Annotated in this window: 9 protein-coding genes and 1 pseudogene; 4 read left to right on the top strand and 6 right to left on the bottom strand. The window is 69.1% G+C overall.

Annotated features, from left to right (window positions below; all coding sequences use genetic code 11):
- Nucleotides 1-146 precede the first annotated feature (146 nt).
- Nucleotides 147-1,466 carry a wax ester/triacylglycerol synthase family O-acyltransferase gene (locus tag CFP71_RS11775; protein WP_093933883.1) on the top strand — a complete coding sequence of 440 codons (1,320 nt, stop codon included), beginning with the start codon at nucleotides 147-149 and terminating at the stop codon, nucleotides 1,464-1,466.
- Nucleotides 1,467-1,692: 226 nt separating this feature from the next.
- Here CFP71_RS11775 and CFP71_RS11770 read toward each other — a convergent pair whose 3' ends face one another.
- Complete coding sequence (locus tag CFP71_RS11770; RefSeq protein WP_167406086.1) at nucleotides 1,693-3,084, bottom strand: class II 3-deoxy-7-phosphoheptulonate synthase; 1,392 nt, start codon at nucleotides 3,082-3,084, stop codon at nucleotides 1,693-1,695.
- Nucleotides 3,085-3,164: 80 nt separating this feature from the next.
- Nucleotides 3,165-4,097 carry a trypsin-like serine peptidase gene (locus CFP71_RS11765; protein ID WP_093933881.1) on the bottom strand — a complete coding sequence of 311 codons (933 nt, stop codon included), beginning with the start codon at nucleotides 4,095-4,097 and terminating at the stop codon, nucleotides 3,165-3,167.
- 172 nt (nucleotides 4,098-4,269) lie between these two features.
- Between CFP71_RS11765 and CFP71_RS11760 the strand changes: the two genes are divergently transcribed.
- Nucleotides 4,270-4,677 carry a hypothetical protein gene (locus CFP71_RS11760; protein ID WP_093933880.1) on the top strand — a complete coding sequence of 136 codons (408 nt, stop codon included), beginning with the start codon at nucleotides 4,270-4,272 and terminating at the stop codon, nucleotides 4,675-4,677.
- On the opposite strand, the gene CFP71_RS11755 is transcribed toward CFP71_RS11760, so the two are convergent.
- The 3 genes from CFP71_RS11755 to gltB form a co-directional block, all read right to left on the bottom strand.
- Nucleotides 4,662-6,068 (bottom strand): alpha/beta hydrolase, encoded by a 1,407-nt coding sequence (locus tag CFP71_RS11755; RefSeq protein WP_093933905.1) that lies wholly within the window; start codon nucleotides 6,066-6,068, stop codon nucleotides 4,662-4,664. The genes CFP71_RS11760 and CFP71_RS11755 overlap by 16 nt on opposite strands.
- Before the next feature lie 176 nt (nucleotides 6,069-6,244).
- Nucleotides 6,245-7,753: a glutamate synthase subunit beta gene (locus CFP71_RS11750; RefSeq protein WP_093933879.1), complete on the bottom strand. Its 1,509-nt coding sequence runs from the start codon at nucleotides 7,751-7,753 to the stop codon at nucleotides 6,245-6,247.
- Nucleotides 7,746-12,314, bottom strand: coding sequence for a glutamate synthase large subunit (gene gltB, locus CFP71_RS11745; RefSeq protein WP_093933878.1), 4,569 nt, complete (start codon nucleotides 12,312-12,314; stop codon nucleotides 7,746-7,748). Before gltB ends, CFP71_RS11750 begins: the two co-directional genes overlap by 8 nt.
- A gap of 323 nt (nucleotides 12,315-12,637) precedes the next feature.
- Between gltB and CFP71_RS11740 the strand changes: the two genes are divergently transcribed.
- The gene (locus tag CFP71_RS11740; protein WP_093933877.1) at nucleotides 12,638-13,423 is read left to right on the top strand and encodes an SDR family oxidoreductase; all 786 of its coding nucleotides are present in this window, start codon (nucleotides 12,638-12,640) and stop codon (nucleotides 13,421-13,423) included.
- Nucleotides 13,424-13,611: 188 nt separating this feature from the next.
- Nucleotides 13,612-14,676, top strand: coding sequence for an NAD(P)H-dependent amine dehydrogenase family protein (locus tag CFP71_RS11735; protein WP_093933876.1), 1,065 nt, complete (start codon nucleotides 13,612-13,614; stop codon nucleotides 14,674-14,676).
- A 171-nt stretch (nucleotides 14,677-14,847) separates the two neighbouring features.
- On the opposite strand, the pseudogene CFP71_RS11730 reads toward CFP71_RS11735, so the two are convergent.
- Nucleotides 14,848-15,059, bottom strand: a pseudogene (locus CFP71_RS11730) (prolipoprotein diacylglyceryl transferase); the annotation flags it as partial.

Below are 15,059 nucleotides of genomic sequence, written 5' to 3'. Positions count from 1 at the left end.
CGCACAGCCGTGGTCCATGTCCGAACGTGATCCCATCGTTCGAGTGAAACCAGCGGTAGTTAGCGCCCCGGAAACATGACGACCACCCGCCCGTCATGTCAGGCTGGTGCAGTTGTGCCCCTAGCCGGAGCGTCAAGGAAAGGCAGATGATGTCAGGCCTGCAGCTGAGCGCACTCGATGTCGCTTTCCTTTGCATGGAAAGCGAAACGACGCCCATGCACATGGGCGCGGTGGTCACCTTCCGTCCGCACGGGCAGGTGCACGCGCGCAAGCTGACCGCGCTGCTCGCAGAACGGGCCGCGGTGCTCCCGAAGCTGCGTCAGCGCCCTCGCACCGCGCTGTTCCCGCCCGGCTCCGCCATCTGGGCCGAGGACCCGGATTTCGTTGCCAGTGAACATATTTCACATCACCACCTGAGTTCCCTGTACGAACCGGACCCACTCTCCGCCTACGCGTCGCGATGGATGGGACGGCCGCTCGACACCGGAAAACCCTTGTGGGACTTGCATCTCGTCACCGGCCTGCCGGACGGCGAATTCGCGTTGCTGCTGAAACTGCACCACGCGCTCACCGACGGGGCGGGCGCGTACGCCGTCGCCGTGGGCCTGCTCGACGGGCTCCCGCGGGCGACGAAGCGCACGCGCAGCGGCGCCGAACCGCCAGCCCCACGCTCCCCTGTGGACGCTGTCAAGGACGCCCTCGGCACCACCCTGGCCCAGGCCGGGAAATCCGCCGGGATCGCCTCGTCCGTCGTCCGCGCGACCCGGTCGCCGCTGTCCCCGATCAGCGCGCCGCCGTCGACCGAACGACGGCTCGGCTTCGTGCGGCTGGACACCGCCGAGATCCGGCGGATCCGCCGGGCGCACGGCGGGACCGCCAACGATGTCGTGCTGGCGGTACTCAGCGGCGCGCTGCGCGAATGGATGATCAACCGCGGCCAGCGCGCCGACGACCGGACGCTGCGGGCGCTCATCCCGGTCAGCGTGCGCGGGCGGGCCGCCGAGCAGCTCGGCGGCAACAAGCTGTCCGGTTATCTCTGTGACCTGCCGGTCGGCCTCGACGATCCGGTGGAGCGGCTGCTCGCCGTCCAGCGCGAGATGAGCCGGAACAAGGCCGCGGGCCCCGGCCGGGGCGCCGGCGCGTTCCCGCTGCTCGCCGACCGGATGCCGCCGATGCTGCACCGGCTCGGCAGCAAGGCGGCCGGGCTGGCCGCGCCGCTGCTGTTCGACCTCGTGGTGACCACGGTGCCGGTGCCGCCCAACCGGCTCAGCCTCGACGGGACGAAGATCGAAGGCGTGTACCCGTTCGTGCCGCTGGCGCCGCGGCAGGCGATCGGCATCGCGGTGGCGACCTACCGCGACTCCGTCCACATCGGACTTCAGGCGAACGGGGCGGCGGTTTCGGACGTGGGCTCGCTGCGGGACGGCGTGCTCAAGTCGGCCGCGAGGTTGCTGGACACCGCTTAGCGCGCGACATGAAAGACCCCTTCGTCGCGCGGCGGCAGTCGGGGTGGTCGTGAGTGGTAAGTGACGTTAGAACACCACTTACCACTCACGACCACCCCGACCCAGCACTGTCCGGCGGCGCCCAGCGTTGCGAAGCCGGCGAAGACTTGCCCGAGTGCGATGAAGGGGCCTTTCATAGCAAAATTTGCTATGAAAGGCCCCTTCATCGCACGTAGGGAAACCAGGATCAGCCGCGCAGCATCTCCGCGACCAGGAACGCCAGTTCCAGCGACTGCTGCGTGTTCAGGCGCGGGTCGCAAGCGGTCTCGTACCGGCCCGAAAGATCCAGGTCCGAGATCTCCTGCGCGCCGCCGAGGCATTCGGTGACGTCCTCGCCGGTGAGCTCGACGTGGATACCGCCCGGGTAGGTACCGAGCTTGCGGTGCACCTCGAAGAAGCCCTGGACCTCGTCCACGATCCGGTCGAAGTGCCGGGTCTTGTACCCGGTCGACGCCTCGTGGGTGTTGCCGTGCATCGGGTCGCACTGCCAGATGACCTTGTGCCCGGACGCCTCGACCTTCTCGACGATCGCGGGCAGGACCTCGCGGACCTTGCCGTTGCCCATCCGGGCGATCAGCGTCAGGCGGCCTGGCTCGTTGCGCGGGTCGAGCCGCCGCACGTACTCGACGGCCTGTTCGGGCGTGGTCGTCGGGCCGATCTTGAGACCGATCGGGTTGGCCAGCAGTTCGGCGAAGGCGATGTGCGCGCCGTCGAGCTGCCGGGTCCGCTCGCCCACCCACAGGAAGTGCGAGGACAGGTTGTACAGCTTGGGGTTCGCCGCGTCCGCGCGGTCCATCCGCAGCATGGAGCGCTCGTAGTCCAGCAGGAGCGCCTCGTGGCTGGCGAAGATCTCGGTGGACTGGAGCGAGGTGTCGGTGACGCCGCAGGCCGACATGAACCGCAGGCCGCGGTCGATCTCCGCGGCCAGTGCCTCGTAGCGCTCGCTGGCGGGCGAGGACTTCACGAAGTCCTTGTTCCAGTCGTGCACCTGGTGCAGGTCGGCCATGCCGGCGCCGGTGAGCGCGCGGACGAGGTTCATCGCGGCGCCCGCGTTGGCGTAGGCGCGGATCATCCGGCCGGGGTCGGGCACGCGGAGTTCGGGCTTGGCGACGAGTGAGTTGATGATGTCGCCGCGGTACACCGGCAGGCCGAGCGCGTCGGTGGACGCCGAACGCGGCTTCGCGTACTGGCCCGCGATCCGGCCGACCTTCACCACCGGCAGGCTCGCGCCGTAGGTGAGGACGACGGCCATTTGCAGCAGGGTGCGCAGGTTGGCGCGGATGTGCGGTTCGGTGTTCGACTCGAACGTCTCCGCGCAGTCACCGCCCTGCAGCAGGAACGCCTCGCCGCGGGCGACCATGGCGAGCCTGTCGGAGAGCCGGTCGATCTCGGCGGGGACGGTGATCGGCGGCACGCTTTCCAGCACGCCGCGGACGCGTTTCGTCAGCTCCGCGTCCGGCCACTCGGGCTGCTGCGCGGCCGGCCGGGAAAGCGCGTCGTCGAGCCGCTCGCGCAGCCCGGGAGGCAGAGGGGGCAGTTCGGGGAGCGTGTCGACGGGAACGTCCACTGTCCAGTTCACGGGCACCAGGATATGCCCGGCCGAAAGCCGCCCGCCCACCGGGACGAAAGTCCCAAAAGGTGGACGGGCGGCGGAGGAGATCAGGCGGCCTGCGCCTTGTTGTAGAGGTTCTGCGCGTCCGCGCCGAAGTACGGGCCGAACATGTAACCCGGCAGGAAGTTGTAGCCGAAGCTGTTCACCGAGGCCTGGACGCCCGCGCCGGTCGCCTCGCTGAAGTTGAGGAACCACGGGCCACCGCTCGAACCACCGGTCATGTTGCAGTTCATCCCGTGGTCCTTGGTGAGCAGGAAGTCGGTGAACGTGCTCCCGCTGCAATAGATCAGTTTCGTGCCGTCGTACGGCGCCGCCGCCGGATACCCGAACGTGTACATCGACTGGTTGCGCGCCTGGTTGAACGCGATCCCCTGCGCGCCGACGACGTCGGTCAGCTTCTGCCCGTTGAGCGGGTTCACCACGGCCGCGCCGACGTCGTAGTTCATGTCCTCGCTCGCTTCCCACTGCGGAGTGGTCAGCGTGCTCTTCGCGGCCCAGGTGCCGTAGGGCGTGTTGCCGTTGTCGTAGCCCGGAGCGAAGGTCCAGTTCGTGTGCCAGGCGCCTTGATACTTCACGCAGTGCCCGGCCGTGATCACGACGCTGCCGTTCGTACTCGTCACCGCGTCACCGGAGCACGACGCGTTCCGCCCGCCCATGGTGAAGAACACGCGACCGGCGGTCTGCACGACCTTGCCCGCACCCGACCACGCGCCGCCGCCGTTGGGAATGCTCTGGATGATCGTGCTCGTGCCCTTGGCGACGTCCTTCGGCGTGAAGGCGGGCGCGGTGACCAGCTGGTCGATCGGCACCGCCGACCGCATCCGCTCCGGCGTCCAGTAGGCGGCGACGGCCTGCGCGTCGGCCGCCGCCTGATGGTGGGCGGGCGCGGCCTGTGCTGGACTCGCGACCGCGGTCAGCGCCGTCACCGCCAGCCCCGTGAGCGCTGCCAGGATCCCCGTCCGGAAAGCCGTCCTCTTCATGGCGTACCGCCTTTCGCCACCGGTGAATTGCCGTATGACTTGCACGACATTTCGAAAGTATTTGTCCTGCTACCGGGCGTACAAGCGGCCGTTCGGCCGCATCCGTGGTGGCGTATGGGCCGTTCGGCCGAACACGATGACCGGGCCGTGACCTGCCCGGTAGCTTTCCGGTGTGAAGAGTTTCGCCCGGCTCGGCACGAACGTTCTCGCGCTCTGGATCTGGATTCCCCTGCTGCCGATCGCGATCACCTGGGGAGCTCCCTGGCCCGCCGGCTGGGGACCACTGACCGCTTTGGCCGTCGCGGCGCTCCTGACACTCGCGGTGTGGTCGGTCTTCAAGGCCCTCGACTTCGAGATCGCGCCGCAGACCGCGACCGTGTCCGGCGCGATCGTCGTGCTGACGTTCACGTTCGGCGGGCTGATGCACCTCGGCTGGCTCTTGGTCGCCGGGGTGTGCTGGTCGCTCGTCGCCCGGCGTGAACGCACCTACCCCGAAGCCGCCGCCGGAGTGCTGCTGGGCATCCTGGTCGGCGGCCTCGGTTACTGGCTGGCGATCATCGTCATCTACTTCGGCAGATGAGCCGGGCAGTGGGAATCGCCCGCTGGGAGGACGCCGTCCCGCAGATAGCGCACGACGAAGTCGTTGCCGCAGGCGTTCTCCTTGGTGAAGACGCCGTGCCCGCCGGCGTCGACCGTGACGAACTTGGCCCGCCCACCCAGCGCCGAACGCAGTTCGCGAGCGCCGGAAAGCGGCGTCGCGGGATCGCGGAGGTTCTGCACCAGCAGGATGTTCGACGGGCCGCGGTCGGTGATCCGCACCGGGCGTTCGCGGCGTTCCACCGGCCAGAAGGCGCAAGGGGTGATGTTCGCGGCGGCGGGGCCGAACATCGGATGCGTCACGCGGGCGCGTTCGACAGCCTTTTGGTAGTAGCGAACGCTTTCCGGCCAGTCCGTGTCGTTGCACAGCACCTGGAGCTGGAGCGCGGCGTGGTTGTCGCCGTCGAGCGGCCCGCCTTTCACCGACGCGGGCGAAGCCGCCCATTGCGCGGCGAGGCCGGGGAAGTTCGCGTCGTCGTACAGCGCTCCCCAGGTGTCGGTCCGGATTCCCGGTCGTTTCCCGGCCAGTTCGAGGAACTTCGCCTTCACGTCGGCAGGGGTCCGCCCGAGGTGGTAGACGTCGTCCCGCGCCGCCGCCCAGGCCGCGAAATCACCGAACCGGTCGTCGAAGCCGTCCGCGAAACGCTGGTGCGCCCGGACACCCAGCCCGTCGGGCCCCAAGAGGCTGTCCAGCACGATCCGGTCCGTCTTCGCCGGGAACATCGACGCGTAGGAAGCGCCGAGATAGCTGCCGTACGAGACGCCGTAGTAGGAGATCTTCCGTTCCCCCAGCGCCTCGCGGATCCGGTCCATGTCGCGCGCGGTATTCGCGGTGGTCATGTGCGGCAGGAGATCCGCGGTCTTCGCCTCGGCGCATTTCCGCGCCACCACCCGGGATTTCGCCGCCTTCTCGACGACGTCGTCCGGGCCGTCCGCGTACGGGCCGGTGAGGATGAACCGCTCGTCCTCGGTCAGGTCGCAGGTCACCGGCGTGCTGTAAGTGGTGCCGCGCGGGTCGAACCCGATGACGTCGTAACTCTCGAGCAGGCCGCTGTTCCCCTGGCGCTGCGCGAGTTGCGCGGGCATCGCCAAGCCGGGACTCCCGGGGCCGCCGGGGTTCATCAGCAGGACCCCCCGGCGCTTCGGGGAGGTGCTCGCCTTCCGGGAAACGGTGAGTTCGATCTTTCGCCCGCCGGGATCGGCGTAATCCAACGGCACCTCGAGTTTCGCGCATTCGAGGCCTTCGGTCGGCGAGGGTGTCATGCCGTAGTCCGGACAGGGTGACGTCCACTTCAGCGCCGGAGCCGCTTCGGCTGTCGCCGGAAGCGCCGCGGTCAATGGCAGGAAAGCCAGTATCGCCAACGTTTTTCTCATGAGGGAAAGCCTGGCGCGACCGGCGGCCCTACCGCATCGGTCCTCGGCCTGATCCCGGACCTCCACCCGGGGCAGGAGCGGCCCCTGCCGTTCGTCATCCTCCGCGGAGTGTCATGAGGGGTCCCCATGGGACGAAAAACGTCCTATGGGGACCCCTCATGACATCTCTACGGGGCTTAAACGACCGCCAGCGGCAAGGCCGTCGGGTGCACGGGAGCGGGCAGGTCCGAAGCACCGGTGAGGTAGGCGTCCACCGCGCTCGCCACCGAACGGCCCTCGGCGATCGCCCACACCACCAGCGAGGCACCGCGGTGCGCGTCGCCGCAGACGAACACGCCGGGCGAGGAGGTCTGCCAGTCCGAGCCGCACGAAAGCGTGCCGCGTCCGGTCAGGGAGAGCCCGAGCCCGTCCAGCAGCGGCATGTGCTCGACACCCTCGAACCCGATCGCGAGCAGCACGAGGTCGGCGGGCAGTTCCTCGACCTCGTCGTTGACCGGGGTCACCATGCGCTTGCCGGTCTCCGGGTCCTTGACCACGCGAACCTGCCGGAGCTCGACGGCGCGCACGTTGCCCTCGTCGTCACCGACGAACCGGGTGACCGCGACGGCGAACTTGCGCTCGCCCGCCTCCTCGTGCGCCGGGTAGGTGCGCAGGATGTAGGGCCAGGTCGGCCATGGTGACCGCTCGTCGTCCCTTGTGGACGGTGGGGTCGGGTACTGGTCCAGCTGGGTCACCGAAAGCGCGCCTTGGCGGGTCGCGGTGCCGTAGGAGTCGGCCCCGGTGTCGCCACCGCCGATGATGACCACGTGCTTGCCCGCGGCGTCCACCGGCGACGGGCCGTCGCCCTCGACGTACTTGTTGGCCGGGACCAGATGTTCCATCGCCAGGTGGATGCCGGACAGCTCGCGCCCGGGCGTCGTGGTGTCGTCGCGGCCGCGCAGCGCGCCCACGGCGAGCACCACCGCGTCGTAGCCGGCCCGCAGGTCCTCGACGGTCAGGTCGACGCCGACCTCGCAGCCGGTGACGAACTTCGTGCCCTCCTTGCGGAGTTGCGCGAGCCGCCGGTCGAGGACCTTCTTCTCCATCTTGAACTCGGGGATGCCGTACCGCAGCAGGCCGCCGAGCCGGTCGTCCCGTTCGTAGACGGTCACCTCGTGGCCGGCGCGGGTCAGCTGCTGCGCGGCGGCCAGCCCGGCCGGACCTGAGCCGACGACAGCGACCCGCTGGCCCGAAGACACCGCCGAGACCTGCGGCTGCACGTAGCCCGCTTCCCAGGACTGGTCGGCGATCGTCTGCTCGACCCGCTTGATCGACACCGGACCGCCGGACAGCGGCGAGATCGACAGGACGCAGCCCGCCTCGCACGGCGCGGGGCACAGCTTCCCCGTGAACTCGGGGAAGCTGTTGGTCGCGTGGAGCCGGTCGCTCGCCGCGGCCCAGTCGCCGCGGCGCACCAGGTCGTTCCACTCCGGGATCAGGTTGCCCAGCGGGCAGCCGGATCCACCGGAATGGCAGAACGGGATACCGCAGTCCATGCACCGCGAAGCCTGCTCGCGCACCTGTTCGTTGCGCTCACCGGGTTCGACGTCGGCGTACACCTCGCCCCAGGTGGCGAGACGATCCTGGGTGGACTTCTTCTTCGGCTCTTCGCGTTCGTATTTCAGGAAACCCGTCGGATCAGCCACGAGCGGCCTCCATGATCGCTTCGTCGACGTCGCGGCCCGCGGCGCGCGCCGCCTTCGCCGCGTCAAGGACACGCTGGTAGTCGCGGGGCATCACCTTGGTGAACGCCGCCGAGCGACGGGGCCAGTCGCCGAGCAGCGACGCGGCCACGGCCGAACGTGTGAGGTCGTAGTGCTTCTGCACGGTCTTCTTGAGCCAGGCGAGGTCCTCCGACGACGGCGTCTGAAGGTTCACCATCTCTTCGTTGACCCGGCCGCGGTCGAGGTCGAGCACGTAGGCCTCGCCGCCGGACATGCCTGCCGCGAGATTGCGCCCGGTCGGGCCGAGCACCACGGCCTGACCGCCGGTCATGTACTCGAAGGCGTGGTCGCCGACGCCCTCGGCGACGACCACCGCGCCGGAGTTGCGCACGCAGAAGCGTTCGCCGACCTGGCCGCGCAGGAACATCTCGCCGCCGGTGGCCCCGTAGGCGAGGGTGTTCCCGGCGATGGTCTGGCCTTCCGCGGCGAACTTCGCGTTCGGATGCGGCCGCACGATGATCCGCCCGCCCGAAAGTCCCTTGCCGACGTAGTCGTTCGCGTCGCCGACCATGTCGAGGGTGATGCCGCGCGGCAGGAACGCGCCGAGCGACTGCCCGGCGGAACCGGTCAGCAGCACGTGGATCGTGTCCTCGGGCAGCCCCTCACCGCCGTAGCGGCGGGTGATCTCGGAACCGAGCAGCGTGCCGACTGTCCGGTTCACGTTCCGCACCGGCAGTTCCAGCCGGACCGGATGCGCGTCCTCCAGCGCCGCCTCGGCGAGCTGGATCAACGTCCGGTCCAGCGCGTGCTCCAGGCCGTGGTCCTGCGTCCGCGTGCGCCGCTTCGCCCCACCGTAGGGAGTCTCGGCGGGCATCTCGAAGATCGGCGCGAGGTCGAGACCGGAGGCCTTCCAGTGCTCGATCGCCTCGTCGGTGTTCAGCACCTCTGCGTGCCCGATGGCCTCGTCGAGGGTGCGGAAACCGAGCAGCGCCAACGTTTCCCGGACCTCTTCGGCGACGAACCGGAAGTAGTTGACGACGTGGTCGGCCTGTCCGGTGTAGCGCTTGCGCAGGTCCGGGCTCTGGGTCGCGACGCCGACCGGGCAGGTGTCGAGGTGGCAGACGCGCATCATCACGCAGCCTTCGACGATCAGCGGCGCCGTCGCGAAGCCGTACTCCTCCGCGCCGAGCAGCGCGGCGATGACGACGTCCTTGCCGGTCTTCATCGCGCCGTCGACCTGGACGGTGATCCGGTCGCGCAAACCGTTGAGCAGCAACGTCTGCTGCGTCTCGGCGAGGCCGATCTCCCAGGGCGTGCCCGCGTGCTTGAGCGAGTTCATCGGGGAAGCGCCGGTGCCGCCGTCGTGGCCGGAGATCAGCACGACGTCGGCGTGTGCCTTGGACACACCCGCCGCGACCGTGCCGACGCCGAGCGAGGACACCAGCTTCACGTGGATGCGGGCGTTCTCGTTGGCGTTCTTGAGGTCGTGGATCAGCTGGGCGAGATCCTCGATCGAGTAGATGTCGTGGTGCGGCGGCGGCGAGATGAGCCCGACACCCGGCGTGGAATGCCGGGTGCGCGCGATCCACGGGTACACCTTGTTCGGCGGCAGCTGCCCGCCCTCACCCGGCTTCGCGCCCTGCGCCATCTTGATCTGGATGTCGTCGGCGTTGACGAGGTACTCGCTGGTGACGCCGAACCGGCCGCTCGCGACCTGCTTGATCGCGCTGCGTCGCGCCGGGTCGTAGAGCCGTTCGGGGTCTTCCCCGCCCTCACCGGTGTTGGACCGGCCGCCGATGCGGTTCATCGCGATGGCGAGGGTTTCGTGTGCCTCGGCCGAAATCGAGCCGTAGGACATCGCGCCGGTGTTGAAGCGCTTGAAGATCGCCTCGACCGGCTCGACCTCGTCGAGCGGGACGGGTTCGCGCGTACCCGCGCGGAAGGAGAACAGCCCGCGCAGCGCGCCGCCCTGGCGGTACAGGCGGTGCACCTCGTCGGAGTACTTCTTGTACACCTCTTCGCGGCCGGTCTTCGTCGCGTGCTGCAACAGGAAGACGGTCTCGGGGGTGAACAGGTGCAGTTCGCCCTCGCGGCGGTACGCGTACTCGCCGCCGGTCTCGAGTCCGCGGTGGACCCGGTCGGTCGGGTTGTCGGGGTACGCGCGGCGGTGCCGCGTCGCGACCTCTTCGGCGAGCACGCTCAGGCCGACGCCGCCGAGCTTCGACGACGTCCCGGTGAAGTACTCGTCGAGCAGATCCTGTGCGAGGCCGAAGGATTCGAAGACCTGCGCCGCGGTGTACGCGCCGACAGTGGAGATGCCCATCTTCGACATGATCTTCAGGACGCCCTTCACGAGCGCCTTGACGTAGTTCCGGATCGCGGTGGCGGGTTCGATCCCGGTGACCGCGCCGGTCGAGATCATGTCCTCGATCGTCTCGAAGGCCAGGTACGGGTTCACCGCCGCGGCGCCGTAGCCGAGCAGCAGCGCGACGTGGTGGACCTCGCGGGCGTCGCCGGTCTCGACGACCAGCGCGACACGGAGCCTTTCCTTGGTGCGCACCAGATGGTGGTGCACCGAGGACACCAGCAGCAGCGACGGGATCGGCGCCATGCGGTGGTCGGAGTCGCGGTCGGACAGCACGAGCGTGCGCGCGCCCGCCGCGATCGCCTCGGAGGCCTCGCGCCGGACCCGCTCGATCGCGGCCGCCAGCGCCTCGGCGCCACCGTCCACTTCGTACAGTCCGGAAAGGACACTGCACGCGAATCCGGGGAGGTCGCCGTCGTCGTTGATGTGGATCAGCTTGGCGAGTTCGTCGTTGTCGATCACCGGATACGGCAGCTGCACGTGACGGCAGGAGGCCGGACCGGGGGCGAGCAGGTTCCGCTCGGGGCCCATGATGCGGCTCATCGAGGTGACGAGCTCTTCGCGGATCGCGTCCAGCGGCGGGTTGGTGACCTGCGCGAAGTTCTGCTTGAAATAGTCGTAGAGCAGCCGCGAACGCTGCGACAGCACCGCGGGCGGGGTGTCCGAGCCCATCGAGCCGATCGGCTCCATGCCCTTGACCACCATCGGCGCGAGGAGGATCTTCAGCTCTTCTTCGGTGTAGCCGAAGGAAAGCTGGCGCCGCAGGACGGAATCGTGGCTCTGCACGATGTGGTCGCGGTCCGGGAGGTCGGCGATCTGGAGCAGACCGGCGTGCAGCCAGCCTTCGTACGGGAGTTCCTTGGCCAGCGCCGACTTGACCTCTTCGTCGTCGACGATCCGGCCCGCCTCGGTGTCCACCAGGAACATCCGGCCGGGCTTGAGGCGGCCCTTGGCCACGACGTCCGCGGGGGCGACGTCGAGGACACCGGCCTCACTTGCCAGTACGACCCGGTCGTCGGCGGTGCGCCACCAGCGGGCGGGGCGCAGGCCGTTGCGGTCCAGCACCGCGCCGACGAGCGTGCCGTCGGTGAAGGTGACACAGGCCGGACCGTCCCACGGCTCCATGAGGCTCGCGTGGAACTGGTAGAACGCACGACGCTGTGCGTCCATCCCGGCGTGGTTCTCCCACGCTTCGGGGATCATCATCAGCACCGCGTGCGGCAGTGACCGCCCGCCGAGGTGCAGCAGCTCCAGCACCTCGTCGAACGAGGCGGAGTCCGACGCGTCGGCCGAGCAGATCGGGTACAGCCGGGTGAGATCGCCGGAGATGAGGTCCGATTCGAGCAACGCCTCACGGGCGCGCATGCGGTTGCGGTTGCCCCGGATGGTGTTGATCTCGCCGTTGTGCGCGACGAACCGGAACGGATGCGCCAGCGGCCACGACGGGAAGGTGTTGGTGGAGAACCGGGAGTGCACGAGCGCGATGGCGCTGGCGAGCCGGGTGTCGGTCAGGTCGGTGAAGAAGAGCGGGAGCTGCTCGGGGGTCAGCATTCCCTTGTAGACGATGGTCCGCGAGGACAGCGACGGGAAGTAGGTGCCGCAGCCCGCGGTCACGCTCTCGTTCTCGACGCGCTTGCGGAGACAGAAGGCCAGCCGGTCCAGTTCGAGCCCGGCAGGACGCCGGCCGCCGGTCTCCGCGCCGGCGACGAACAGCATCGCGAAATGCGGCATCACCGAACGCGCTGTCGGGCCGATGTCGGCGCGGTCGGCATCGACCGGGACCTCGCGCCAGCCGAGGACGTCGAGGCCCTCTTCGGCGGCGATCCGCTCGATCAGGGCGATGGCCTTCTTCCGCTCCTCGCCGTCCGAGGGCAGGAAACCGATCCCGGTCGCGTAGGCCTGGTGACCGTCGGCGTCCGGCTCGGGCAGCGTGAAGTCCGCTTCCGCCCGCAGCAGCTCGTCGGGGAGCTGCAGCAGGATGCCCGCGCCGTCACCGCTGGTCGGCTCCGCGCCGGCGGCACCGCGATGGTCAAGGTTCGTCAGCGCGGACAGACCGTCGGTGACGATGCCGTGCGAACGTCGCCCGCGGACGTCGGCCACCATGGCCACACCGCAGGAGTCCTGTTCGGATTCGGGGTCGTAAAGCCCCTGTTTGCCTGGAATGGCGGAGAAGATCATGAAGGGACCTCCTTCGTCGTCGTGCTCAGCGGTCGGACGGGCCGGCCGGGGGAATGCGCACGGGACGACGATGGCCCGTTCGTTAGCGCGACTTTAACACCTGTGAAACACGTCGGCATCAGTTCGGAGGGCGCGAAAGCCCGCCGATGGGTAACGATCTGGATGCCCGGAACGACAGAGTTCCTGATGGGGTCGCGGTAGTTCGTTCCGCTAAGTATATGTCCTGTTCCGGGTTGTCACGAGACACGTTGAGGCGACTCTAGTCACTCCGGACGCTCTTCGCGCACTGGGCCACACAACTAGAACGTGTTACCGTTCCGCGCATGATCCTGGACCGTTTCCGGCTCACCGACCAGGTCGCCGTGGTCACCGGCGCCGGACGCGGGATCGGTGCGGCGACGGCCGTGGCGCTCGCCGAGGCGGGCGCCGACGTGGTGATCTCGTCCCGCACCGAAAGCCAGCTCACCGAGGTGGCGGCCTTGATCGCCGCCACCGGCAGGCGCGCTCATGTGGTGCCCGCCGATCTGAGCGACCCGGCCGCCGCCGGAGAGCTGGCGCGGATCGCGGCCACGGAGTTCGGACGGCTGGACCTGGTGGTCAACAACGTCGGCGGCACCTATCCCCGGCCGTTGCTGGAAACCAGCGGTGACTTCCTCGAAGAAGCCTTTCGCTTCAACGTCTCCACCGCGCACGCGCTGACCGTCGCGGCCGCACCGTCCTTACTGGAGACGGGCGGGTCGGTCGTCAACATCTCGTCGGTCATGGGCCGGGTGGCGGGCCGGGGTTTCGCCGCGTACGGAACGGCGAAGGCCGCGCTGGCGCACTACACCCGGCTCGCGGCAGCCGATCTCGCGCCGAAGGTGCGGGTGAACGCGATCTCGGTCGGCTCGGTGGCGACGTCCGCGCTCGAAGTGGTGGTGGGCAACGACGAACTGCGCGGCCGCATGGAGGCCGCCACTCCCCTTGGCCGGATCGGCGAGGCCGAGGACATCGCGGCGACCGTCGTGTTCCTGGCGTCCGGCGCGGGCCGGTACGTCACCGGCAAGATCATCGAAGTCGACGGTGGACTGCAGGCCCCGAACCTTGAGTTGGGCCTGCCTGACTTGTAGGAACCGTTGGCGGAGCTGAGAGGTACCGGGGAAATGACCATACGCGTGAACCCGCCCTGGCCGAAGGCCCCGCTATCGCGGTGGCAGGACGCCCTGCTCACCCACCGCGAGGTGGCATGCCAGGCAGCGTCCTGCCGACGTCGGTCGCGGACGCGGGTTCACCAACCAGACAATAGGAGGCGAACGCCGTGCGCGTGGTCCAGTGGAGTACCGGGAACGTCGGACGGCACGCGCTGGCCGGGATAGCCGCGCGACCCGATCTCGAACTCGCCGGGGTCTGGGTTTCGAGTGAGGCCAAGGCGGGGGTCGACGCCGGGGAACTGGCCGGGCTCGGCCGCCCGCTCGGGGTCTCGGCGACGACCGACGCGGACGCGCTCATCGCGCTGAAGCCGGATTGCGTGCTCTACACGGCGATGGCCGACGACCGGCTCGTCGAGGCCGTCGAGGACTTGAAGCGGTTCCTGCGCGCCGGGATCAACGTGGTGTCCAGCAGTCCGGTGTTCCTCCAGTACCCCGAAGGTGTCGTCCCGTCGGAAATGATCGAGCCGATCCGCGAGGCCGCTCGCGAAGGCGGCGCTTCGCTGTGGGTCAACGGCATCGACCCCGGCTTCGCGAACGACTGGCTGCCACTGCTGCTGACGGGCGTGTGCGAACGAATCGACGAGGTCCGCTGTATGGAGATCCTCGATTACTCGACGTACGACCAAGGCAAGGTCCTTTTCGAAATCATGGGCTTCGGCCGGGAGATGGACGACCTCCCGCTGCTGTTGCAGCCCGGTGTCCTCTCGCTAGCCTGGGGCAGCGTCGTGCGGCAGCTCGCGGCAGGGCTGGACGTCGAACTCGACGCCGTCGAGGAGGTCTACGAACGGCTTCCGGCGCCCGAGACCTTCGAGATCGCCTCCGGGACGATCAAGGAGGGCACGGCGGCCGCGCTGCGGTTCGAGGTGCGCGGAATGCGCGGCGGGCGGGCGGTGTGCGTGCTGGAGCACGTCACGCGGCTCCGGGGCGATCTCGGCCCGGACTGGCCTCAGCCGAGCGGGCAGGGCTGCTACCGCGTCAAGGTGACCGGGGAGCCCAACTACGAGCTGGACCTGCGCCTGGTCGGGACCGACGGCGACCACAACACGGCCGGGCTGAAGGCGACCGCGATGCGGCTGGTGAACGCGGTCCCGGCGGTGGTGGCGGCTTCGCCCGGGCTGCTGACCGCGCTGGACCTGCCTTTGGTGACGGGGCGGGGCCTGGTCTCCCCCTGAAGTGTCATGAGGGGTCCCCTTGAGACAGTTTTCGTCCCAAGGGGACCCCTCATGACATCTCCCGGAGGTCACGAGGCCCGCCCGCCGGCCGGCCTGAAGTCCGTGAAGGCCTCCTTGAGGGACTCTGGGTCCCTCAAGGAGGCCTTCACGGACTTGCGCTGCTAGAAAGCGCTACTTTTCGGCGTCGGGCTTCGGGTCCTCGGTCGCCTTGTCCGCGGCCGAGTCCCGGACGGTGTCCGGAGCCGCCGCGACTTCCGCGTGCGCCTCTTCCTTGGGCGTCTCGCCGTCGGCCGCGGCCTTCGCCTCGCCATCGGCGGACTCGCCGGATTCCCCGGGCTCGCCTTCCCGGGGGACGCCCTTGCTCCACAGCGTTTCCGGCGCTT

The sequence above is a fragment of the Amycolatopsis thailandensis genome (assembly GCF_002234405.1).
Taxonomy (GTDB): Bacteria; Actinomycetota; Actinomycetes; order Mycobacteriales; family Pseudonocardiaceae; genus Amycolatopsis; species Amycolatopsis thailandensis.
The sequence above is the reverse complement of the archived record's forward strand: the minus strand, read 5'-3'. Positions and strand labels throughout refer to the sequence as shown.

Excerpts from the sequence above, each read along its gene's own strand:
- CFP71_RS11775 (WP_093933883.1), top strand. The coding sequence starts at position 147 with ATGATGTCAGGCCTGCAGCTGAGCGCACTCGATGTCGCTTTCCTTTGC.
- CFP71_RS11765 (WP_093933881.1), bottom strand. The coding sequence starts at position 4,097 with ATGAAGAGGACGGCTTTCCGGACGGGGATCCTGGCAGCGCTCACGGGG.
- CFP71_RS11755 (WP_093933905.1), bottom strand. The coding sequence starts at position 6,068 with ATGAGAAAAACGTTGGCGATACTGGCTTTCCTGCCATTGACCGCGGCG.
- gltB (WP_093933878.1), bottom strand. The coding sequence starts at position 12,314 with ATGATCTTCTCCGCCATTCCAGGCAAACAGGGGCTTTACGACCCCGAA.
- CFP71_RS11740 (WP_093933877.1), top strand. The coding sequence starts at position 12,638 with ATGATCCTGGACCGTTTCCGGCTCACCGACCAGGTCGCCGTGGTCACC.